The organism is Aminobacter sp. BA135, from assembly GCF_050859125.1.
In the GTDB taxonomy this organism is placed as follows: Bacteria; Pseudomonadota; Alphaproteobacteria; order Rhizobiales; family Rhizobiaceae; genus Aminobacter; species Aminobacter ciceronei.
The window spans coordinates 1,091,720-1,114,730 of the sequence record NZ_CP139572.1; the positions used below are offsets into that span (position 1 = coordinate 1,091,720).

20 protein-coding genes and 1 pseudogene are annotated in these 23,011 nt (G+C 63.8%); 17 read left to right on the top strand and 4 right to left on the bottom strand.

The window, feature by feature from the left end; all coding sequences use genetic code 11:
- The first annotated feature begins 11 nt into the window (after window positions 1-11).
- Genes SLT36_RS05310 through SLT36_RS05330 form a run of 5 tightly spaced genes read left to right on the top strand, consistent with a single transcriptional unit; the run spans window position 12 to window position 5,607 of the window.
- Entirely contained in the window at window positions 12-962 is a 951-nt protein-coding gene (locus SLT36_RS05310) for an ABC transporter permease (RefSeq protein WP_432286201.1), read from the top strand.
- Between the two features lie 5 nt (window positions 963-967).
- Complete coding sequence (locus SLT36_RS05315; RefSeq protein WP_432286202.1) at window positions 968-2,161, top strand: amidohydrolase family protein; 1,194 nt, start codon at window positions 968-970, stop codon at window positions 2,159-2,161.
- Window positions 2,158-3,654 (top strand): amidohydrolase family protein, encoded by a 1,497-nt coding sequence (locus tag SLT36_RS05320; RefSeq protein ID WP_432286203.1) that lies wholly within the window; start codon window positions 2,158-2,160, stop codon window positions 3,652-3,654. The genes SLT36_RS05315 and SLT36_RS05320 overlap by 4 nt, the downstream gene beginning before the upstream one ends.
- Window positions 3,647-4,630: an ABC transporter ATP-binding protein gene (locus SLT36_RS05325; protein WP_432286204.1), complete on the top strand. Its 984-nt coding sequence runs from the start codon at window positions 3,647-3,649 to the stop codon at window positions 4,628-4,630. The genes SLT36_RS05320 and SLT36_RS05325 overlap by 8 nt, the downstream gene beginning before the upstream one ends.
- Complete coding sequence (locus SLT36_RS05330) at window positions 4,627-5,607, top strand: ABC transporter ATP-binding protein (RefSeq protein ID WP_263005727.1); 981 nt, start codon at window positions 4,627-4,629, stop codon at window positions 5,605-5,607. Before SLT36_RS05325 ends, SLT36_RS05330 begins: the two co-directional genes overlap by 4 nt.
- Before the next feature lie 16 nt (window positions 5,608-5,623).
- On the opposite strand, the gene SLT36_RS05335 is transcribed toward SLT36_RS05330, so the two are convergent.
- Complete coding sequence (locus SLT36_RS05335) at window positions 5,624-6,301, bottom strand: GntR family transcriptional regulator (protein ID WP_192313353.1); 678 nt, start codon at window positions 6,299-6,301, stop codon at window positions 5,624-5,626.
- 137 nt (window positions 6,302-6,438) lie between these two features.
- Between SLT36_RS05335 and SLT36_RS05340 the strand changes: the two genes are divergently transcribed.
- Both SLT36_RS05340 and SLT36_RS05345 read left to right on the top strand, forming a co-directional pair.
- The gene (locus SLT36_RS05340) at window positions 6,439-7,074 is read left to right on the top strand and encodes a flavin reductase family protein (protein ID WP_432286205.1); all 636 of its coding nucleotides are present in this window, start codon (window positions 6,439-6,441) and stop codon (window positions 7,072-7,074) included.
- A gap of 11 nt (window positions 7,075-7,085) precedes the next feature.
- Window positions 7,086-7,832, top strand: a complete 747-nt coding sequence (locus tag SLT36_RS05345) for an aspartate/glutamate racemase family protein (RefSeq protein ID WP_432286206.1) — start codon at window positions 7,086-7,088, stop codon at window positions 7,830-7,832.
- Window positions 7,833-7,893: 61 nt separating this feature from the next.
- Here SLT36_RS05345 and SLT36_RS05350 read toward each other — a convergent pair whose 3' ends face one another.
- The gene (locus SLT36_RS05350) at window positions 7,894-9,369 is read right to left on the bottom strand and encodes an amidohydrolase family protein (protein ID WP_432286207.1); all 1,476 of its coding nucleotides are present in this window, start codon (window positions 9,367-9,369) and stop codon (window positions 7,894-7,896) included.
- Between the two features lie 192 nt (window positions 9,370-9,561).
- Here SLT36_RS05350 and SLT36_RS05355 point away from each other — a divergent pair, with 192 nt between their 5' ends.
- Together SLT36_RS05355 and SLT36_RS05360 are read left to right on the top strand one after the other, a co-directional pair.
- Window positions 9,562-11,130 carry an ABC transporter substrate-binding protein gene (locus tag SLT36_RS05355; RefSeq protein WP_067956292.1) on the top strand — a complete coding sequence of 523 codons (1,569 nt, stop codon included), beginning with the start codon at window positions 9,562-9,564 and terminating at the stop codon, window positions 11,128-11,130.
- Window positions 11,131-11,244: 114 nt separating this feature from the next.
- Window positions 11,245-12,723, top strand: coding sequence for an amidohydrolase family protein (locus SLT36_RS05360; protein WP_432286208.1), 1,479 nt, complete (start codon window positions 11,245-11,247; stop codon window positions 12,721-12,723).
- A 55-nt stretch (window positions 12,724-12,778) separates the two neighbouring features.
- Here the strand turns inward: SLT36_RS05360 and SLT36_RS05365 are convergent, their stop codons facing one another.
- Window positions 12,779-13,645: a LysR family transcriptional regulator gene (locus tag SLT36_RS05365; protein WP_432286209.1), complete on the bottom strand. Its 867-nt coding sequence runs from the start codon at window positions 13,643-13,645 to the stop codon at window positions 12,779-12,781.
- A 308-nt stretch (window positions 13,646-13,953) separates the two neighbouring features.
- Between SLT36_RS05365 and SLT36_RS05370 the strand changes: the two genes are divergently transcribed.
- From SLT36_RS05370 to nadE, 5 genes are all read left to right on the top strand, one after another.
- On the top strand, window positions 13,954-14,859 hold the full coding sequence (locus SLT36_RS05370; RefSeq protein ID WP_432286210.1) for a transporter substrate-binding domain-containing protein: 906 nt from the start codon (window positions 13,954-13,956) through the stop codon (window positions 14,857-14,859).
- 5 nt (window positions 14,860-14,864) lie between these two features.
- On the top strand, window positions 14,865-15,833 hold the full coding sequence (locus tag SLT36_RS05375; RefSeq protein ID WP_432286211.1) for an amino acid ABC transporter permease: 969 nt from the start codon (window positions 14,865-14,867) through the stop codon (window positions 15,831-15,833).
- Window positions 15,833-16,603 carry an amino acid ABC transporter ATP-binding protein gene (locus SLT36_RS05380; protein ID WP_432286212.1) on the top strand — a complete coding sequence of 257 codons (771 nt, stop codon included), beginning with the start codon at window positions 15,833-15,835 and terminating at the stop codon, window positions 16,601-16,603. Before SLT36_RS05375 ends, SLT36_RS05380 begins: the two co-directional genes overlap by 1 nt.
- A gap of 48 nt (window positions 16,604-16,651) precedes the next feature.
- On the top strand, window positions 16,652-17,845 hold the full coding sequence (locus SLT36_RS05385) for an amidohydrolase (protein WP_432286213.1): 1,194 nt from the start codon (window positions 16,652-16,654) through the stop codon (window positions 17,843-17,845).
- 207 nt (window positions 17,846-18,052) lie between these two features.
- Window positions 18,053-18,871, top strand: coding sequence for an ammonia-dependent NAD(+) synthetase (nadE, locus tag SLT36_RS05390; protein WP_432286214.1), 819 nt, complete (start codon window positions 18,053-18,055; stop codon window positions 18,869-18,871).
- Window positions 18,872-18,998: 127 nt separating this feature from the next.
- Here nadE and SLT36_RS05395 read toward each other — a convergent pair whose 3' ends face one another.
- Entirely contained in the window at window positions 18,999-20,183 is a 1,185-nt protein-coding gene (locus SLT36_RS05395; RefSeq protein WP_432286215.1) for an MFS transporter, read from the bottom strand.
- 270 nt (window positions 20,184-20,453) lie between these two features.
- Here SLT36_RS05395 and SLT36_RS05400 point away from each other — a divergent pair.
- From SLT36_RS05400 to SLT36_RS05410, 3 genes and pseudogenes are all read left to right on the top strand, one after another.
- Window positions 20,454-20,695 (top strand): annotated as a pseudogene (locus tag SLT36_RS05400) (VOC family protein); the annotation flags it as partial.
- Between the two features lie 115 nt (window positions 20,696-20,810).
- Entirely contained in the window at window positions 20,811-21,995 is a 1,185-nt protein-coding gene (locus SLT36_RS05405; protein WP_432286216.1) for an aromatic ring-hydroxylating oxygenase subunit alpha, read from the top strand.
- A 19-nt stretch (window positions 21,996-22,014) separates the two neighbouring features.
- On the top strand, window positions 22,015-23,010 hold the full coding sequence (locus tag SLT36_RS05410; protein WP_432286217.1) for a PDR/VanB family oxidoreductase: 996 nt from the start codon (window positions 22,015-22,017) through the stop codon (window positions 23,008-23,010).
- Window position 23,011 lies beyond the last annotated feature (1 nt).

Sequence of the window (23,011 nt, forward strand, 5' to 3'; positions counted from 1 at the left end):
GAGTCCAGTCGATGACGACAGACGTTACCAAAACTGGCGCTGCCGCCCGTCCCGGCCTGTTCAAGCGCATCCGCAACAGCGATGTCTGGTGGTCCTTCACCCGCAGCAAGTCGGCGATGATCGCCGCCGTGATCTTGGCCGTGCTGGTGTTGGCTGCGGTGTTTGCGCCGCTGATCGCACCGCAGAACCCTTATGATGCTGCCCAGCTCGATATGTGGAAGGCCGAGCTTCCGCCGATCTGGGAGCCAACGGGTGAGTGGCCCTACCTGCTCGGCACCGACACGCAAGGGCGCGACATGCTGTCGGCCATTCTCTACGGCACGCGCATATCCATCGTCATCGGCCTCTTCTCGGTGGTGCTGTCCTTGCTGATCGGCATGACCGCGGGCCTGTGCGCCGGCTTCTTTGGCGGTGTCGTCGACAATCTCTTGATGCGCTTCGGCGACATCACGTTGTCGATCCCGACGATCCTGATCGCCATCCTTGTATCGACCGTCGTGCGCCAGATGTTGCCGGATGACCTGCGCGAGATCGGTGCCGCGGCCGTGCTGGTGTTCGCGATCGCGCTGTCGTCCTGGGTGCAATATGCGCGCACCGTGCGTGCCCAGACCATTGTCGAGCGCAACAAGGAATATGTTCAGGCGGCTCGCCTGCTGAAAGTGCCCGCTCGTCGTATCCTGGCGCATCACATCCTGCCCAACACGCTGACGCCGGTACTGGTCGCCGCCACGCTGAACTTCGGCATGGCGATCCTGACCGAGGCGACGCTGTCGTTCCTTGGCATCGGCATGCCACCCGGCCAGCCGTCGCTCGGAACGCTGATCCGCATTGGCAACCAGTTCCTGTTCTCCGGTTCGTGGTGGATCGTACTGTTTCCGGTGATCCAGCTCTGCCTGCTCGTCGTCGTCGTCAACATTCTGGGTGACTGGCTGCGCGACCTGCTCAATCCGAAACTGAGGTAAGCGTGATGACCAACCTGTTGCTTCGCAACGTTCGTCCTTATGGCGGCGCGAATTCCGATGTGCTGATCCGCAACGGGCGGATCGCCGGCATTGGCCGTTTCGAGCCAGACCCCGGCATGCCGGTCGAGGATGGCAAGGGCGCCATCGCCATTCCGGGCCTGATCGACGCGCATACCCATCTCGACAAGACCACCTGGGGCATGCCCTGGCACGAGAACAATCGCCGCGCCGTGCTGCGCGAGCGCATCGATTTCGAGCGCGAGCACCGCATCGAGATTGGCATCGACCCACATCGCCAGTCGATGCGCCATGCCATCGGCCTCGCCGCCCATGGCGCGACGCATATCCGCAGCCATGTCGACATCGATCCGGTCCACAAGCTGGCGCTCGTCGACGGCATCATGGAAACCCGCGAGAAGCTGAAAGGCGTCATCGACATCGAGATCGTCGCCTTCCCGCAGTCGGGCCTGATGGTCATGCCTGGCACGCTGGAACTGCTCGACGAGGCACTCAGCCAGGGCTGCGAGGTTCTTGGCGGCATCGATCCCTGCGGCATCGACCGCGACCCCAAGGGCCAGCTCGACGCGCTCTTCGCCTTGGCGCTGAAGCACCAGTGCCCGATCGACATTCACCTCCATGAGGCGGGCGATCTTGGCGCCTTCACCATGGAGCTGATGTTCGAGCGCATCCGCGCCAACGGCATGCAGGGCAAGGTTGCGATCAGCCACGCCTTTGCACTCGGCATGAACGACTATCAGCGCGTCGGCCAGCTGATCGAACAGATCGCCGAACTCGACGTGGCGATCCTGACCACGGGTGCGCCGTCGGCCACCGTGCCGTCGATCATGCGCCTCAAGCAGGCAGGCGTCCGCGTCGGCGCCGGCTGTGACGGCATCCGCGACACCTGGGGCCCTTGGGGCCAGCCCGACATGCTCGACCGCGCCAAGGTGGTCGGCATGAAGAACGGCCTGCGCTCGGACATCGAGCTGGCGCATGTGTTGCACGTCGTCTCGCAGGGCGGCGCGGATGTCATGCGCATCGAGGGCTACGGCCTCGCCGAAGGCTGCAACGCAGACCTGACGCTGCTGACCGGCGAGACGCTGGCCCACGCCGTGGTCGATGTCGCGCCGCGCCCGCTTGTCGTCAAGGGCGGCCGCGTCACCGCGCGCAACGGCCAGGCCACGGTGGAAATGCCATGACAAGACAGGTTCTCGACACGCTCGAACTCGGCAAGCGTCCCGAAGGGCGCACGCTCATCACCGCCGCCTGGGTGCTCGGTCACCGCGATGGTGGCCACCGGTTGATCCCCAATGGCCAGGTCGTCATCGATGGTGGCGTGGTGATCTATGTCGGTACCGATTTTGCCGGCGAGGTCGCCCGCCGCATCGATTTCGGCAATGCACTTGTCAGCCCCGGCCTCATCGATCTCGATGCGCTGTCGGATCTCGACACCACCATCCTGGGCATCGACCACCATCCGGGTTGGGCCAAGGGCCGTGTGTGGCCGCGCCACTACGTCGAAGCCGGCCCCTACGAGATGTATTCGCAGGAGGAGTTGGCCTTCCAGAAGCGTTTTGCCTTCGGCCAGCTGCTGCTGAACGGTATCACCACGGCTGCGCCCATCGCCTCGCTGTTCTATCGCGAGTGGGGCGAGACGGTTGCCGAGTTCGACGCGGCGGCCGATGCGGCCGGAGAGCTTGGCCTGCGCGTCTATCTCAGCCCGGCCTATCGCGCCGGCGGCATGGTGCTTGAAGAACCGGGCCGCATGGAAGCGGTGTTCGACGAAAAGCGCGGTCTTGCCGGACTGCGCGATGCGGTCGACTATATCGGCCGGCAGACCGGCCGCCACGGCGACCTGGTGCGCGGCATGCTGGTGCCTGACCGTGTCGAGACCTGCACGGAAGAGCTGCTTCGCCAGACGCAGGCAGCTGCGGCCGAACTCGGCTGCAAGATCCGCCTGCACATGGCGCAGGGCTCGATGGAGGTCGACACCGTGCGCAAGCTGCATGGTGCGACAGCACCTGTGTGGCTGGCACGCGCCGGTCTGCTCAACGACCGTCTGATCGCGCCGCATGCCACCAACGCCACCGAGGAAGACCTCGGTCTCTATGCCGAGAACGGCGTGTCGATCGTGCATTGCCCGCTGGTTTCGGCCCGTGGCGGCAGCACGCTCAACTCGTTCTCCAAGTGCAAGGAACGTGGCATCAACATCGCGATGGGCACCGACACGACGCCTGCCGACATGCTGATGAACCTGCTTGTCGGCCTGATCGCCTGCCGCATCAACGACCGGGCTCCGGACCGTGTCCGGAGTGCCGATCTGTTCGACGCAGCGACACTCGGCGGCGCCAAGGCGCTGGGCCGCGACGACCTGGGCAAGCTGATCTCAGGCGCGCGCGCCGACATCGCCGTGTTCGGCCTCGACGACGCGGTCATGGCGCCGTCTATCGATCCGATCACCACGCTGGTAACCGGCGGATCGGGCAAGGTCACCCAAGCCGTGTTCGTCGACGGGCGCCTGTCGATGCGCTTCGGCGAGGTTGCCGGCATCGACATGAAGGCCGCGCGCCAGCTTGCGCAGCGCCAGTTCGACGGTCTCATCGCCAAGTATCCGGAACGCAGTTGGGGCAACCCGCCTGTTTCGGAAATCTTCCCGCCCAGCTATCCGATAGAGGTCAACGACAATGGCTGAAGCCGAGAAGGCAGTGCTTGAAGTACGCAACCTCAAGGTCGAGTTTCCCGGCCGCCGCGGGGTTGCCACCGCGCTCTCCGACGTGAGCCTGTCGATCCGACCCGGCGAGATCCTCGGCGTCGTCGGCGAGTCCGGTGCCGGCAAGTCGATGACGGGCCTGGCGATCCAGGGCCTGCTCGAGCGGCCGGGCCGCATCGCCGAAGGCGAGATCTGGCTTGGCGATCGCCGCATCGACCAGCTCAACGACCGCGAGATGGAGACGATCCGCGGCCGCGAGATCGGTGCGATCTTCCAGGACCCGCTGACTTCGCTCAACCCGCTGTTCACCGTCGGTGCACAGCTGACCGAAACCATCCGTCAGCATCTCGGCATGGGCAAGACCGAGGCGAGGGCACGCGCGATCTCACTGCTCAAGGATGTCGGCATTCCTTCGCCGGAGGATCGCTTCGGCCAGTATCCGCACCAGTTCTCGGGCGGCATGCGACAGCGCGTGGTGATTGCGCTCGCGCTGGCCGCCTCGCCCAAGCTGATCATCGCCGATGAGCCGACCACCGCGCTCGACGTGTCCATCCAGGCGCAGATTACCTCGCTGCTGCGCAAGTTGTGCAAGGAGAAGCAGACGGCGGTGATGCTGGTGACGCACGACATGGGCGTCATCGCCGAGACCGCCGACCGCATTGCGGTGATGTATGCCGGTCGCCTCGTCGAGATCGGACCTGTCGCCGAGGTGCTGCATGCGCCCAAGCACCCCTACACGCGGGGGCTGATGGCTTCGATCCCCGCACTCGGCGCGCGCGTCAAGCAGCTGAATCAGATCGACGGCTCGATGCCGCGGCTCGACGCCATTCCCGATGGCTGCGCCTTCAACCCGCGCTGCAAGGACGCCGGGCCACGCTGTTTGCGTGAACGGCCGGGCCTCGTGACTGCGGGCACCGGGGCAAGCGCTTGCTGGATAAATGCAGGAGGAACCGCATGACCGCGATGACTTCACACAAGACCTCGGCGCTGAGCGTCAACGGGTTGGTCAAGACGTTCGACGTGTCGGCGCCGTGGCTGAACCGCGTGGTCGAGCGCAAGCCGCGCCAGTACCTGCAGGCGGTCAACGACATCAGTTTCGAGGTGCCGTTGGGCGGCTGCCTCAGCCTGGTCGGCGAAAGCGGTTGCGGCAAGTCGACGGTCGCCCGCCTGGTGACGGGCCTCTACCGGGCCAATGGCGGCGAGATGCGCTTCGCTCCCGGCGAGGACGGCAAGCCGCTGGCGGCCCAGATGATCTTCCAGGACCCCTACGCCTCGCTCAACCCGCGCTGGCGGGTGAAGAACATCATCGCCGAGCCGATCCGCGAGCTCAAGCTCAGGAACACGGCGGCGGAGATCGAAGAGCGCGTGGTGGAGCTGTTGATGACCGTCGGCCTGTCGGCGTCGGACGGCGACAAGTTCCCGCACGAATTCTCCGGCGGCCAGCGCCAGCGCATCTCGATCGCGCGTGCGCTTGCCGGCGAGCCGCGCTTTCTGGTCTGCGACGAGCCGACGTCGGCACTCGACGTCTCGGTGCAGGCGCAGGTGCTGAACCTCATGCGCAAGTTGCAGGACGAGTTCGGCCTGACCTATTTGTTCATCAGCCACGACATGAGCGTGGTCAGGCACATGTCCGACCGCATTGCGGTCATGTATCTCGGCCGCATCGTCGAAGAGGGGGAGACGGAGGCACTGTTTGCCAAGCCGCGCCATCCCTATACGCAATTGCTGCTCGAGACGATCCCCAACGTCAAGGATCCGCACCGGGATCGCGTCGTTGCAGGTGGCGAGGTGCCAAGCCCGCTCAAGCCGCCGTCGGGCTGTCCGTTCCATCCGCGATGCCCGATGGCCACCGCACGCTGCTCGTCCGAGCTCCCGGCAGTGCGCACGCTCGCGGGTGGAACGCGCGTGGCATGTCACCTCGTGACCGATGAATGACGATGAGGGATGCGGGTTACGCCAAGGCGGCCTTGAGGTCATGCGACATGTCGCGGACCTCCCTGAGGTCCAGCTCGGACTCGACATGGTCGAGATGATGTTGCATCAGCCGCGAGGCCTTTTCGACATCGCCGGCGGCAATGGCCTCGACGATTTCGTCATGTTCGTCCGGCCCGCAATTGAAGCGCGCGGTGTTGCGATACACGGCGGTGATCAGCGAGGTGCGCGAGATCAGGTCGCGCATCATGCCGAAGAGGAAGTCCGATCCGGAGAGCTCGGCGAGCAGGAGGTGAAAGCCACCGGACAGCTTGATGATGTCGGTGGTGGCGTCGTTGGCGTTTGCGACCCTTTCGCGCGCGACATGGCTGCGCAACCTGACGACGTCGGCCTTCGACCGCGACGTGCAGATACGCTCGATGACGCAGCGCTCAACCGATCGGCGCACGAAGAACACCTCCCGGGCCTCGTCGACGGATGGCTGGCAAACGAAAGCGCCGCGATTGGGGATGATGGTGACAAGGCCTTCGCGCTCGAGCGCGGTCAATGCCTGGCGAATGCGCGCGCGGCTGACGTCGAAGATTTCGGCCAGTTGGCCTTCCTTGAGCTGGACGCCCGGACGCAGCCGCCGCTCGGCAATAGAAAGCCACACTTTTTCGACGATCTGCTGTGTCGAAACGCTTGCTTGTTCGGTCATGAAGCGCTGCCTCCTGCGATGGCCGACATTCGTCATGGACACTTAAAAGTCAACATTCCAATAAATTACCCGAATCCCATTTTGCGGACAATCTAGCATAAAATTGTGTACCAAGCGGTTCGGGTTTGAGAGGGCATATGGAGTTCGATTTCACCAGGCTGGAGATGGAAGGCCGCTATCGCCTGCTGACCAATTTCATTGGTCCGCGGCCGATTGCGCTCGTCACCACCCGCACGGCCACGGGGCGCAGCAATGCAGCCCCGATGAGCTTCTTCAACGTATTCTCGCATGAGCCGCCGATCGTCGTGCTGGGTATCCAGCCGCGTCTTTCCGGCGAGGACAAGGACACGGTGGTCAACATCCGGCGGACCGGCGAGTTCGTGGTCAATATGGTCGACATGGCGCTGTCGCAGCAAATGCTGGTCTGCGGCCTCGGCTTCGACAGCGATGTCGACGAACTCGAGATGGCGGGGCTGCCCACCGCTCGCGGCGCCCAGATCGACGTCGACTATGTGACCAACGCGCCATGTGCATTCGAATGCCGTGTCGAGCGGCTGATCGAATATCCGCGCCGCCTGCTCGTGCTGGGCGAAGTGGTGCACATGCATGTGCGCCGCGACTGCCTCGATGAGGCCGGACGTTATGTGAACCCCGAAGTCTACCAGCCGATCGCCCGGCTTCACGCAGACAACTACATCACCTCCGACCGCCAGTTCGTGCTGAAGGCACCGACGATCGCGGATGTGCTCAAGGCAAACGAACGCGGCGAGTAGGATCCAGCAAAGTGCATATCCGCCTGATCAATCCGAATTCGACCGCTTCCATGACCAACCAGGCGCTGGAAAGCGCGCTGCGTGTTGCCAATGCGGCGACGCATGTGAGCGCCGTCAACCCGACCAGGACACCGGTCAGCATCGAAGGCAGCGCCGACGAGGCGCTGGCGGTGCCGGACATGCTGTCTGAAATCCGCAAGGGCGAGGGTGAGGGCGTCGACGCCTATGTCATCGCCTGCTTCGACGACCCCGGCCTGCATGCCGCCCGCGAAGTCGCCAAGGGGCCGGTGATCGGTATCTGCCAGGCTGCCGTGCAGGTGGCCATGACGATCAGCCGCCGCTTCTCCGTCGTCACCACGCTGCCGCGCTCGGTGCCGATCATCGAGGACATCGTCCAGGCCTATGGCGCCGGGCACCATTGCCGCGCCGTGCACGCCATCGACCTGCCGGTGCTCGGGCTCGAGGAAGACCCGGAGACGGCCGAGCGCCTGCTGATCGAGACGATCGAGCGGGCAAAGCTCTATGACCGCGCCGAGGCGATCATCCTCGGCTGTGCCGGCATGTCGAGCCTGTGCGATCGTCTGGCCAAGGCGACGGGCGTGCCGGTCATCGACGGCGTCACCGCCGCGCTGAAGATCGCAGAGGCGCTTGTCGGCGCCGGCTATGTCACGTCGAAGGTCAACGCCTATGATTTCCCGCGCGAGAAGGGACCGGCGCCTGCCGATGTCGATCTGCCGCTGAGAGCGGCGAACAGCTAGTATCGGAAACGACAAAGGGGCCCTTGGCCCCTTTGCTTTGGTGGATGGTGGCTGCCCGATCTTACAGAACCGGTGGCGCCGGTGGCACTACCGCTTCCTCGAAGGTGCGATAGAGCTTGCCCCAGGCGGGATCGTGCATGTGCGCCTGCAGGCCTGCCCGTTCGACAAGGGCCTGCGCCTCGCGCTCGCCGAAGTCGAGCGCCTGTTCCATGTCGGTGGTCAGCACGTTGCCGCCCTCCATCAGGATCTTGCCATCGACGATGACGGTGTCGACGTCGCTGCCGAGAACCTGCTGGACCAGCCGGTGAACGACCATCCAGTTCGGCGTCAGATGCGGCTGGCGCATGTTGATGATGGCGATATCGGCTTTCTTGCCGACCTCCAGCGAGCCGATCTCGTGGTCCATGCCGAGTGCTCTCGCGGCGTCGATGGTGATCATCTCGAACATCTTGCCCGGCGGCAGCAAATAGCGGTCGTGATTGTGCAGCAGGTGCTGCGTGTACTGGGCAAGCCGCGCCATCTGGAACATGTCGAAGTGGCGGCTCGGCGAGACGCCATCGGAGGTGACGGCAACCGGCACACCCTTGGAGATCATGTCGAGGATAGGCGTCGAGCGGCCGGGTGGGGCGTGGGTGACGAAGGTGCCGGTCTCGGCAAGAATGTCGACCTCTTCATGTGATATGCCCCAGCAGTGCTGCAGGTGGACGTCGGGTCCGAGGATGGCGTTTTCCTTGTCCTGGAAGGCCATGCGGATCTGGCCGGCGAAGGCGTCGGAGTGGATACGAACGCCCCATTTGCGGGCGGTTTCGCGCACGCGGCGGGCCTGCATGCGGTCATTGTCGGTGAGCTTGACCGCTCGGTCCGGTGTGCTGGCGTTGGACGGATCGAGCGACGGCACGATGGTGAAAGGCGTCAGGAACACCTTGATGCGTCCGTCGGCGCTGCCGTTCAGCTCCTGGATCGTTGCCTCTGCGCCCTCGATCATCTGGTCGAAGGAGATGTGTCGGCGTTCCGGCTTGCCGCTTTCCCAGCGTGTGACGGGATGCGGCCAGGGCAGGCCGGCCGGGCCGACGCAGATGATCTCGCGCAGGCCGATCTCGCCATAGGCCTTGGCATGGTTGCTGGCAAAGACCGGATCGTCGCTGCGCGGCATCGACGCGATGATGCTGACACCTGTCGTGACGCCGGCGCGCAGGCGCTCGAGGCCCGATACCAGGCCGTCGGCATACCAATAGTCGCGCGTCATGTAATGGTAGTAGGTCGGGGTGACGATCTGCATCCACATCGAGTTTGTGTCTGCTGCGATGCTGCGGATCAGCACGTGCCCGGCATGGCCGTGGGCGTCGATGAGACCGGGGATGATCAGCTTGCCACGGCAGTCGACAACCTTCTTGTCCTGATGCCGTGGTTCGAGCTCGCTCGCCGAACCAATGTCGACAATCCTGTCATCCCTGATCGCGATCGCGCCGTCTTCGATGATGCGTCGATCGGGGTCGACGGTGACGATGGTTCCGTGCAGCAACAGCAGATCGCTCATGCGGTTTTTCCTCCATTTCCGCTGGCCGCCGGCCTTCTGCAGCCCCGTCGGTTGGCTCGACGCCGCATGGCGCCAGCGTGACTCGACGTAATTTTGCTACCGATTCAGCGAAATTGCGTCAACAAGATTGTTGACAATCCTGTCGATCAGATCGATGGTGGGGTCCAGTAAGCGCGATCCTTGGGAGGTAAAATGTCTCGCTTTAAGAAACTCATTCTCGGTGCCGTTGCAGCAATCGCCATCTCGGCACCGGCCAGTGCCGAAACCCTGCGTTGGGGCGGCCGCGCCGATATCTATTCGCTCGATCCTGATTCGATCGCGTCGACGTTCAACCTGTCGTTCCTCAACCACATCTATGAGGGCCTGGTTCGCTACGACGCCAACTTCAAGATCGAGCCGGCGCTGGCGACCAAGTGGGAGCTGATCGACAACAAGGTCTGGCGCTTCACCCTGCGCCAGGGCGTCAAGTTCCACAACGGTGCCGACTTCACCGCGGACGACGTGATCGCCTCGCTCAACCGCGTCACCGATCCGGCCTCGCCGTTGCGCGGCAACATCCCGCTCTACGTCAGCAGCAAGAAGGTCGATGACCATACGGTCGACATCGAGGTCTCGGCGCCGACGTCGCTGTTCCTCAACGACATGACGAACATCTTCATGTTCAGCGGCAAGTGGCTGAAGGACAACAACACGGAGAAGCCGACCGCCGTCGACACCAAGACGGAAGGCTTCGCCACGCACAACACCAACGGCACGGGCCCCTTCAAGCTCGAAAGCCGCGTCGCCGACAGCAAGACCGTGCTGCTGGTCAACGATCTCTGGTGGGATGAGAAGAAGCACAATCTCGACCGCATCGAATACATGCCGATCGCTTCGCCGGCGACCCGTGTCGCAGCCCTGCTGTCGGGCGAAGTCGACCTCGTCGACTCCGCGCCGATCCAGGATTTGCCGCGTCTCGAAAGCACGCCCGGCCTGACGGTGCTGAAGAAGCAGGAGTTCCGCACGGTCTTCCTCGGCTTCAACCGCAAGGAGAAGCTGGAAGACGGTCGTCCCAGCCCGTTCAACGACGTGCGTGTACGTCAGGCCGTCGAGGCTGCGATCGACCGCGACCTGATCAACGCCAAGGTGATGCGCGGCCTTGCCCGTCCGTCCGGCTCGCTGATCGCGCCTGAGATCGCAGGCTATGCCAAGTCGCTCGACACCTACAGCAAGGCCGATCCGGAACGCGCCAAGGCACTGCTCAAGGAAGCCGGCCAGGAAGGCCTGAAGTTCACCTACATGTGCTCCAACGACGAGAGCATCAACGAGGAGGACTTCTGCGCCGGCATCGCCAACATGCTGAAGCGCGCCGGCTTTGACGTCTCGATCGACATTGCGCCGCGTGCCGTCCAGTCGCCCAAGCGCACGCAGGGCAAGGCCGATATGTTCAACCTGAGCTGGGCCAACGAGCCGACGCTCGACGCCTACTCGATCCTGGCCCAGGTGCTGTCGACCAAGAACGACAAGGTCGGCGTCTCGAACTATGGCGGCTGGTCCTATCCGGAGCTGGACAAGCTGGTAGCGCAGGCCGTGCAGGAACCTGACGTCGCCAAGCGCCTGGCGCTGGAAGAAGCAGCCCTGAAGATCGCCAAGGACGACACGATCCTCGTTCCGCTGCACCAGCAGCCGATCGCCTGGGCGACGCAGGCCAAGGTCAAGAGCGTCGACTTCCGTTCGGACAACAAGCCACGCCACTGGCTGACGCAGATGGCCGGCGACTAAGCCCAGCCGACAGCAACTCCCAAGACCTGGGCGCTTCATCCTGAAAGGTGAAGCGCCCTTTCTTTAGCAGCGCCCGCTCGCCGGCAGGCGCGACGACTTCAGACTGGATTGGCGATGACACGTCCCGAAGAGCTGACCCTCGGCCAGCGGCCCGCCGGCCGCACGCTTTTGACCGCCGACTGGCTGCTTGCCCACCGTGGCGAAGCGCACTGCCTGGTGCCGCGTGGTGAGCTGGTGATCGAGGGAAGCGAAGTCGTCTTCGCCGGCCGCCGCTTCGACGGCGCGGTCGCCCGGCGCATCGACTTCGGCGCAGCGCTGATCAGCCCCGGCCTGATCGACCTCGATGCGCTGTCCGACATCGACACCTATGTGCTCGTCCACGACAACCAGCCCGGATGGGCCAAGGGCCGCATCTGGCCGCGCTCCTATGTCGAGCGTGGACCCTACGAGATGTATTCGCCCGAGGAATTGGCCTTCCAGAAGAAGTTCGCCTTCGGCCTGTCCTTGCTCAACGGCGTCACGTCGGCCGCACCTATTGCCTCGCTCTACTATCGCGAATGGGGCGAGACGGCCGCCGAATTCGATGCGGCAGCGGATGCAGCCGGCGATCTCGGTCTTCGCGTGTTTCTGAGCCCCGCCTATCGCTCGGGCGGCATGGTGCTGGAGGCGCCGGGCAAGATCGTGCCTGACTTCGACGAGGCACGAGGGCTGGCCGGTCTCGACGATGCGATAGCTTTCATCGAGCGCCAGCACGGCCGGCATGGCGGGCTGGTCAACGGCATGCTCGCGCCCGACCGGGTCGAGACCTGCACGCTCGAAGTCCTGCAGCGGACGATGGCTGCGGCGCGCGATCTCGATTGCCGGGTGCGGCTGCATATGGCCCAGGGCAAGCTCGAGCTCGACACCATGCACAAGCTGCATGGCGTGTCTGGGCCGCGCTGGATGGGCGATCATGGCCTGTTGAGCGAGCGACTGATCACCCCGCACGGCACCCATGCCTCGCTCGACGACCTGAAGCTCTATGCCGAAAACGGCGTCTCTATCGCGCACTCGCCACTGGTGTCTGCGCGCATGGGCAGCACGCTGAACTCCTTCGCCTCCTGCCGGAAGCTCGGCATCAACATCGGCATGGCAACCGACACGGCACCGCAGGACATGCTGATGAACCTGCTGATGGGACTCGTCGGATGCCGGATCAGCGAGAAGGCATCCGACGCCGTTCTCAGCAAGGATCTCTACGATGCCGCCACGCTGGGCGGCGCCAAGGCGCTGGGCCGGACCGATATCGGCCGGCTTGCCGCCGGCACCAAGGCCGACATCGCGATCTTCCGCCTCGACGACCCCTACATGACGCCAACTGTCGATCCGATCACCACACTGGTTCTCGGCGGCTCGGGCAAGGTCACGCAGGCGGTGTTCGTCGACGGCCGCCTGTCGATGCTCGAGGGCAAGCTCGCAGGTCTCGATATACGTGCCGCTCGCGAACGCGCCCAGGGGCAATTCGAAGGGCTGATCGCCAAGTATCCCGACAGAAGCTTTGAGCATCCGCCGGTGTCGGAGATCTTCGCGCCGAGCTATCCAATCCTGAATTGAGCAGGACGGGGCAGTCGGCTGATGCCCGCGCCAGGCGGTTTGCGAATTGTGCTGATCAGCCTTGAATGATGGCGTTGGTCGCGCTGGCGCGCAGGCCCAGCATGGCAGACATCCAGTCGACAAGTTCCTTGACCGGGCCGGTCTGCTCCCAGGAGTAAATGGAGACGGCAATCGGTGGTTCGGTGCCGAACGGCGCGTAAGTCTTGACCCGTCTTCCGGGGGTGGTTGCGACGGGTAGCAGGGTGATGCCAAAGCCAGCCTCGACAGCCACAAGAATGTTCAGAAGGCTGCTGCTCGAGAAGGCGACATACCAGCGGCGGCGTTCCCGTTCGATGCGCTCGAACATCTGGTCGCGGTACAGGCCGCCCGGTGAGAAGACCACCAGCGGCATTGGGTCCGGCCAGTCGCGATCCGAATCGACCGCCTCGAGCCACGCCATGGGCTCGGGGAAGGACGCGCGCGCATCCGCGCTCGGGGCGGGCTCCTTGACCACGGCGATGTCGAACTCGCCATCCCGGTAGCGCCGGGTCAGGTCGCGGCTCAGCCCTGATGTCACGTCCATCCGGATCTCGCGGCGTCCTTGCGCGAACTCCCGGAACAAGGCCGCCATCGGGCCGTCGAAGATGTCTTCTGCCAATCCAATGCGAATGGCCGTCAAGCCTGCAGGGTCGCCCAGCGCGGCCTGAGCCTCCTGCTGAAGCGTGAGGATGCGGCGGGCATAGCCTTGCAGGCGCTCGCCCGAGGCGGTGGCGCTGATCGGTCTTGCTTCCCGATCAATCAGCGCATGGCCAACAGTCTCCTCCAGCCTGGCGAGCTGCTGGCTGATCGTCGATTGCGTCAGGTGCAGCTGCTCTGCGGCACGGGTGAAGCTGCCCGTGTCGAGGATGCCGATGAAGGCGCGGAGAAGGCGGGGATCGAGCACGTGCTGCGCATTCTCTTCGAATTAAATTTCCGAATGGATATCATCCATCTATTTAATTTTCAAATGCTCTAATTTGAAGCTACTGAGAATTGCTGACTGCAAACGCCTTAGCCATCTCGGACAGATTGGACTGCATGACCAGAACACGCTCCGACACAGGTCATTTCCGGGTCCGCGCCACGCCTGCCCGCCGTGTCCCTAAGACCACTGCCGAGACCGTAAGCCGATCGTAGCGCAAACCCCTGACCGACGTGCGGCCGGAGGAGGCCCACGGTTTATCGGTTGCAACAGACGGAGGAGAAATAGCAATGTCATACCCTTGGAAGCATCGCGTCCGGATGGCCATCGGTGCAGCGGCAGCGAGCCTGACCCTGCTCGGTGGTGCCGCCTACAGTCCGGCTGGCGCCACGGAGGCCGGGTTCAAGCCGGACGCCCCGCTGGCCAAGCTTGTGCCTGAGAAGTATCGCGAAAAGGGCGTGTTGGTGATTGCCACCCAGCCCGACTTCGAGCCCGCGAACTTCACTCCGATCGGCGAGTCCGCCATCAAGGGCTACAATGTCGACCTCATGGAGGCGATGGCAGCAAAGCTCGGCCTGCCGGTCCAGTGGGACAAGGTGCCCTTCGACCAGATCCTTATTGGCATGCAGAGCAAGAAGTTTGATGCAGCGATCGCGGGCATGACCGACCGCAAGAACCGCCAGGAAAAGGTCGACTTCATCGACTACCAGCTGGCCGGCTCGGTGTTCATGATCGCCAAGGGCAATCCCAAGGGTATAACGGGTGCGGTAAACGGCGGCTGCGGCATCACGATCGGTGACGTCAAGGGCAGCGACGCGCAGCGTCTGGTCGACCTGATGGCCGCGGCATGCACTGCCGAAGGCAAGGAACCGACGAAGCTCGTGTCCTACCCCAACAGCAGCGACAAGAACCTTGCCCTCACCTCCGGCCGCATCGATGCGATGATCTGGCCTGACCTGGCCGTGTCCGTCTTAATGCGCGAGACCGGCGATGTGCTCGACTCCCTGCCGATCGAGTTCGAGCCGAAGGTCTATCTCGGGGTGACCTTCAACAAGGAGGAGAGCGCGCTGCGTGACGGCTTCGTCGCGGCACTCAAGGCCATCCATGAAGACGGCACCTATGACAAGATCCTTGCCGACTGGAAGGTCGAAGTCATCAAACTCGAAGACTACGGGGTCAATCTGGCGAAGGACTGAACCTCATGTCGCACCTCAATTTCGAGGGCTCTGAGCAAAGCGAAGTCAGCCCGGTCGTTGCGCACTATGTGCGGCGGCCGGGCGAAGAGCCCGCAACGCAGTCTGCGCCTTTGCGCGCCAAGCAACGCATGAAATATGGGCAGATCGTCTCCGCCCTGATTGTCGCGGCATTGCTGTCGATGTTCACGGTTTCCCAGGCCGGCAATCCGAACATGGAGTGGGGCGTGGCTGCTCAATTCATGTTCCATCCGGTCATTCTCGGCGGCGTCGGGGTGACGATCCAGCTGTCCGTGCTCGCGATGCTGATCTCAATCGTGCTCGCCTTTGTCATCGCCTTGATGATGCAGAGCCAGAACAAGGTCGCGAGCGTCATCGGGCGTGGGTATGTCTGGTTCTTCCGCGGCGTTCCGATGCTGGTGCAGGTGTTGCTCTGGTACAATCTCGCGGTGCTGTTCCCGACGATCTTCGGGTACAGCACGAACAGCCTCATCTCAGGATTTTCCGCCGGTCTGATCGCGCTGTCGCTGGCCGAGTCCGGCTACATGGCTGAGGTGATCCGCGGCGGCATGCTGTCGGTGCCGGCCGGACAGATCGATGCGGGAATGAGCCTCGGACTGACCCGCGGCGAGGCGCTTCGCAAGATTGTCCTGCCGCAGAGCATTCGCGTGATCATCCCGCCGACGGGCAACCAGTTCATCGGCATGCTCAAGGCGACGTCGCTGGTCTCCGTCATCGGCGGCAGCGACCTGCTCACCAGGGCACAACTGGTCTATGGCCAGAACTTCAAGATCCTGCCGCTGCTGATCGTCGCGGTGCTCTGGTACCTGCTCCTGGTCACCGTCGCCAGCATCGGCCAGCACTTCTTGGAAAAGCACTTCAATGTGAGCCAGCCGGGGTCGCGCCAGGCGCGCCGGAAGAAGCAACGTCCGACGACCACAAATGTGGCCGTCGCCGTGAGCGGAGGGACGGCGTGATGGGGGCGACAAACACGATGCTCAAGGTCGAGGGCGTCAACAAGTGGCTTGGCGAAAACCATGTCCTGCGGGGCGTCGACATCCAGGTCCGCAAGGGCGAGATCGTCTGTGTCCTGGGGCCATCCGGCTCGGGCAAGAGCACGCTGCTGCGCTGCATCAACCACCTTGACCCTGTCGATGGTGGTCTGATCGAGGTGGCGGGCGAACGCATCGGCTACGAGCTTCGCGGCGGCGTGCTCTACGAACAGCATGAGCGCGCCGTCGCCAAGGCGCGCCAGCATATCGGCATGGTGTTCCAGCACTTCAATCTCTTTGGCAACATGACCGCCCTGGAGAATGTCGTCTACGGCCCGGTGCAGATCCTGAAGCGCCCGCGCAAGGAGAGCGTCGACAAGGCCGAGAAGCTGCTTGCGCTTGTCGGGATGTCCGAGCGGGCCGATGCCTATCCGAGCCAGCTGTCGGGTGGTCAGCAGCAGCGCGTGGCCATCGCCCGGGCGCTGGCGATGGAACCGCGTCTGATGATGTTCGATGAACCGACCAGCGCACTCGACCCCGAGCTTGTCGGCGAGGTGCTCACCACCATGCGAAAGGTAGCCGAAGAAGGCATGACGATGCTGGTCGTCACGCACGAGATCGGCTTCGCCCGCGAGGTTGCCGACCGGGTGGTGTTCATGGACCAGGGCCGCGTTCTCGAGGACGGGCCGGCGCGCGATGTGCTCGACAACCCAAGGCATGAACGGACCGCGGCATTCCTGCGTCGCGTCCGCTGAGCCTCGGTCCGACCGCGACCGTATGACGACAATTCAAGGACCAACATGATGAGAGACAAGAGTTACGCGCTGTCCAACGTGCGCCCGTGGGGCGCCGAGCCGGTGGACATCCTGATCGAGGGTGACCGGATTGCCGGCATACGCCCGGCCTCGAAGGCGGAAGCCGGCGACGTCGACGGCAACGGCCTGCTTGCCATGCCCGGCTTCGTCAACACCCATGCTCATGTCGACAAGAGCTGGTGGGGCAAGCCCTGGGTCGGTTACACCTACTCCGACCGCCCGACCGTCGAAGGCTGGATCGCCAACGAGCGCGCCCAGCGCGACAAGTACGGCGTTCCGAATGCAGCGTCCTCGGCCGCCGTGCTGCGCCAGTTCGTGCGCAACGGCACGACGGCAACCCGCACGCATGTCGACGTCGACCTGGGCGTCGGGTTGCGTGGGCTGGAGTGCGTCGAGGCGGCAAAGGCCGAGCTCGGAGATGCCATCCAGGTCGAGACCGTCGCTTTCCCGCAGGACGGCGTGCTGCGCCGCCCCGGCGTCATGCAGCTGCTCGACGAGGCGGCAAAGGCGGGCGCGGACAATATCGGCGGCCTCGACCCTGGTACCATCGACGGCAATGTCGAGGCTGTGCTGGACGGGCTCTTCGACATCGCCGTGAAGCGCAACGTCGGGCTCGACTTCCACCTGCACGAGTTCGGCTCGCTCGGCGTCTACGAGTTTCGGCAGGTCATGCGTCGCACGATCGATGCCGGCCTGCAGGGTCGCGTCACCATCTCGCACGGCTTCGTGCTCGGCACGCTGCCCCAGAACGTACAGGAGGAGATCGTCGAGAAGCTCGCGGAAGCGGGTGTTTCATGGACGACGGTTGCCATGGGCGGTACGGCGCCGCTTCCCTGGCAGCAGATGCGGCAGCGTTCCGTGCCTCTCGGGCTAGGCACCGACGGCACCCGCGATTTGTGGTCGCCCTTCGGCGATGGCGATATGCTGCGCGTCGCGCATCAGTTCGCACGGTTGAGCGGTCTGCGCCATGACGACAAACTCCTTGCTGCCGTGGAACTGGCAACCAAGGGCGGCGCGCATTTTGTCGGACGCGACGTGCATGACCTGGTCGCGGGTTCGCGCGCCGATATCGTGCTGGTCGATGCCGAAAACGTCTCCGATGCGCTGATCCGTTGCCCCCCGCGCAAGCTGGTCATTTCGGGCGGACGCATCGTCGCCCGCGACGGCGACGTGCTGGTCTGAGCCCCTCGCACTCCGAAATGACCAGAACAGGCCGCGTCAGCTTCCCCAGAGGGCTGGCGCGGCCTCGGCTCGTGAAAGTCCGGCAAGACGGCAATGCCTTCTCCATGTAGGGGCATTGACACTGCCGATACTTCGCGAATTACCTGCGCGAGCTGAACTTCTTTCGCCAGAGCGGGCACTGCCACGCCAAACAGGGGAGCGAGCATCGTGCTTGAGCTACAGGCTGACATCATCCGGACCCTTGGCGTGGCTTCGGTCTTCGACGCCGATGCGGAGACCGAGCGGCGCATCACGTTTCTGGCCGACTATCTCAGGGCATCCGCGATGCGCGCCTATGTCCTCGGGATCAGCGGCGGTGTCGACTCCCTGACTGCTGCGATGCTGGCGCAAGCCGCCGTCCGGCGCCTGCGCGACCACGGTCATGAGGCGCAATTCATCGCCGTTCGCCTGCCCTATGGCATCCAGGCTGATGAGGCCGATGCGCAGACTGCGCTCAATGCGATCGGCCCGGACCGCACGGTGACGATCAACATCAAGCCGGCGGCGGACGCCATGTTGGCGGACGTCCGTCGTGATGCCGGTGACCTCTTCGAGCCGGCCCGGCTGGACTTTCACCTGGGCAACATCAAGGCTCGCCAGCGCATGATTGCGCAATATGGGCTGGCGGGTGCCGTGCGCGGCCTGGTGATCGGGACCGACCATGCGGCAGAGGCGCTGATGGGGTTCTTCACCAAGTTCGGCGACGGTGCTGCCGATATCACGCCACTTCAAGGTCTCACGAAGCGGCGCGTTCGGGCGATCGCCGCGCATCTTGGCGCACCGCAGACACTGATCGAAAAGGTGCCTACTGCAGACCTTGAAAACGATGCGCCGCTGCGGCCCGACGAAGAGGTGTATGGCGTGACATACGACAACATCGACGACTTTCTGGAAGGCAAATCGATTGCCGAACCGGCCCGCCAGCGGATCCTCGCGATGCATCTGGCGACAGCGCACAAACGTGCCTTGCCGGTCGCGCCGGAATAAGCGCTTGCCGACCCCATTCTTTGTTGAATGCGCTGTTGGCGGTGCTTGTGGCTAGCGGCCAAAAGCGTGCAGATCTATCCTCCGAACCGTGCTTCCGGGCGTCACCGGAAGGCAATGCGCTGTCAAACTAGGCAGCGCCAGAGGGACTGGATCGATATGGTTCGATCGGCTCCATGACCTCGCCGTAACGGCTGGGATCGAAACGGAAATAGACGAGCGCGCTTGCGGTTACGAGCATGGCGTGCATGACCCAGCCGGCCGCGAAACTCCCAGTAAAACCATGCAGCAGTGCAATGGCGTAAGGTCCCAGCGCCGCGATCAGGAACCCGCCTCCTTGCATGGCAGCGGCAAGCGCGCCCGCCTGATCTGGGCGGGGCAGATGGTCGAGGGCGGTTACCATGGCGAGCGCGAAGCTGCCGCCGAGGCCTACGCCACAGAGTGCGACCCATAGCCAGGCGCAGGGTGCTGGAAGACATGCCAGGCCCAGGAAGCCTATGATCTGGACGGCGGCCGTAAACAAGAGCCAGGGTCGCCGATCGTTTGCGCCGCGGGCCAGGAAAGGCAGGCCGAAGGCCGCCACTGCCTGGCACAGTGCCATGATGGCTACCAGGTTGCTGCTTTGCGAATTCGTCCAGCTCTGGGCCTGGTAGTAGGGTGCAAGCCAGGCGACCATCGACGAGTAGCCGCTGTTGACCAGCCCGAACGCTGCGATCAGTGCCCAGGTGCGCGGGCGCAGCAGAAGCAGCCTTGTCATCGGCCTGGCAGGTCCCGTGGCTTTCGCATTGGCGAGGACGCGGGAGGCGGCCAGCAATGCCACGAAAACGGGAGCGGCCAGCCAGGCGAGAGCCACCCGCCAGCTGTATCCTGCATTTGCCAACGCGGGCATCAGCCGCGCACCAACGGCGCCGCCGGCCATGATCATGGCCGAATACAGTCCGGTGACCGTCGGTACGCTTGCGGGGAAGCGAGCTTTGATAATCCCGGGAAACACGGCCTGGACGAAGGCGACGCCCGCGCCACACAGAATGGCCGTCAGGATCATCGTAGCGTCATTGAAGGCGACGAACCGCAGCAAGGACCCCGCCATCAGCAAGGCGAGTGCTGCCAGCAACCCTTGCCGTGTTCCGACCATGGCCTGAATGGCCGGCGCGACGAAGGCACCGATGCCCATGAGCGCCATCGGCATCAAAGTGAGCAACGAGATGCCGGCATATCCCATGCCGGTGTCTTCGACGATGTACGGGAGCAGGGTGGCTGGTGCGGTGATGAAGGGTCGTAGATTGACGCCGATCATTACGACGAGGGCGAGCATCGTCCATCGTTGGTTTGCCCACGCAGTCTTGGTCTTGTCCATTTGCGCGGGCTATCCCTTGCAAGCCGAACGTGCCGTCCTGGAGCGGTAGAGGTCGTCGGCGTGTTGATCAGCATCTCGACGATCCTGGCATGCCGTTCGCTGCCACAGGATGATCGCCACATAGGCTGACGGTTAGCCGTTGTGCGCCGCATGCGCCAATTAGATGTTTTCATGGCCAACATGCGCACTCCCGATGGGTGGATGACCAGGGACTCTTATCGGGAGTGTGAACAGTGTCGCGGCGGCCGCAATGTCGGGCACTTGGCTTTCGAGGTCGACGACGTCCACCCAGTTTGCGGTATCTTGATCAACCGGCCACCACGCGATGACACATGGCCTTTATCCGCTCTCCTGAAGGCAACTCGATCGAGTTGTTGCGGCAAGGCGAGAGGCTGCATCCAGCCGAGCCTTGGGCATCGCTGCCAAACAGCGGCGGCTGGCAACGCGAATGTCGCTCTTCTCCGACCTAGGTTTTGCTGAGGACAAGCTTCGTTGTTTTGGCGGTTTTCGGCCCAGCATTTCGGGACCTATAAATTCCGCAACAAACGCCAAGCCTTTCAGCCATAGCCCAAGAAGAGATTGAAAATGCTGGACAAGAACAATTCCGCGAAGGTGAAGTGCCCGATCCCGCTGAGTGAGTTCGATCTCTCCGACGGCGTCGACGGTCCGGCACACTCTTTGCCGGCGGCAACTTTCACCTCGCCGGAATTCTTTGACTTCGAGTTCAAGGCGATCTGGGAAAAGGAGTGGTTCTGCATCGGTCGCGCCACCGACATCCCGAACACCGGCGACTACTTCACCGTCACCGTCGGCAACGAGCCGCTGGTCGCCATCCGTGACGGATCGGGCACGGTCAACGTTCTGACCAATGTCTGCCAGCACCGCAGCATGCTGCTGGTCGAGGGACACGGCAACACCAGGCGAATCCGCTGCCCGATGCACTCCTGGGTCTACAGCCTGGAGGGCGACCTGCTGTCCGCCCCGGCATTGAATGACTTCGCCGACTTCGACAAGAGTGCAGTCTGCCTGCCGCGCATTCGCAGCGAGCTTTGGGAAGGCTTCATCTTCATCACCTTCGACGACAGCCTTGCGCCGGTCTCAGAGCGGCTCTCACATTTGTCGGAACAACTGGCCAATTTCCGCATGTCCGCACTGTCGGCGGCGACGCCGCTGCAGATGGACACCTATGATTGGGATTGGAAAATTTACGGTGACGAATGCTATCACTGCACGCACCTCCATAGCGGCACGTGGTGCAACTTCTACCCGACGCCCGAAAGCGCGATCGACGAGGACACTGCCTACACCGATGTCGAAAACGGCATCATCGCCTATTTCCTGAAGAGCCAGGTGATGGATGGCGCGCCGACCCGGACCGGCAAGATTCTGCACCCTCTGCTGCCCGGTCTGACCGAGCAGGAGCGCTCGGGTCTCATTTACGTCAGCGTCATGCCAAACCTTCTTATCGTCACCATGTCGGACAAGGTGAAGTACTTCCTGTGGCTGCCGGTCGGTTCGCAGAAGTCGTCCTTCGGCGTCTCCTGGCTGTTCCCACAATCCACCCGCGAAGGCCCTGATTTCGTCGAGACGGCGGCGATGGAGAAAAGCGATCTCGGGCCGGTCATGCTGGAAGATCTGTTCGGCTGGAGCCGCACCCAGGCCGGCCTGCGGTCGCGTTTTGCCCCCCGCGGTCGTCTGTCGCCGAAAGAGAAGGTCATAGCCCAGATGTATGGCTGGCTGATCGACCGCTACCGCGCCGCCGCATCCTGATCCCCAATGGACACCCGCGATGAACCAGATGCTTCCCATTGGACAGATTGAACCCAAGCTCTTGAGCGCGGCTTCGCTCGCCCTTGCTGTGACGGAACGGCGTGCGGTGGCTGAAGGCATCGAAGAGTTCACCTTCGCCAGCGTTGACGGCTCGCCGCTGCCGGCCTGGAAGCCGGGCGCCCATGTCGAGTTCCAGCTGCAGCTCGGCGGTGAACGGGCGGGCCGCAGTTACTCGCTGCTCGGTGATCCGGAGAATCGCATGCGCTGGCGGATCGCCGTGTTGAAGCAGGCCGACGGCCGCGGCGGGTCGACCTGGATGCACGACAGAGCCGTGCCGGGCTCGATCCTGCCGGCGATCGGGCCACGCAATGCCTTTGCCCTGATCGAGGCTGACCGATATCTGTTCATCGCCGGCGGCATCGGCATCACGCCGCTGTTGCCGATGATCAAGGAGGTCTCGCGACGCGGCAAGGCGTGGGAGCTTGTCTATCTGGCGCGCAAAGAGTCGCGCTTCGCCTATGCGCAGGAGCTGCGCACCATTGCCGGTGGCACCGTGGATTTCCTCGCCTCGGCCGAGCCGCGTTTCGACCTCGAGGCAAAACTCGGCAGCCTGCCGGACGGTACGGCGGTGCAGGCCTGCGGGCCATTGCCGCTGCTCAACGCGCTGGAAGCACATGCTGCAAATGGCGCCCGCGGCTGGCAGCTGTCCATCGAACGTTTCACAGAGCCCGAACTCGGTGACGGCGAGCGCCCCTTCGAGTTGCAACTCGCCCGCAGCGGCAAGACGCTTCCGGTTCCGGCCGACCGTTCGGTGCTCGACGTGCTCTTGGAGGCCGGCATTGCAATCGAATCCTCATGTCGTTCCGGCTCCTGCGGCACCTGCGAATGCGGCGTTCTGGTAGGTGCCATCGACCATCGTGACCAGGTGCTTACGCCGGGAGAACGCCGGCAGGGCAGGTCCATGATGGTGTGTGTGTCGCGCGCCGCCGGCGACCGCCTCGTTCTCGATCTCTAGG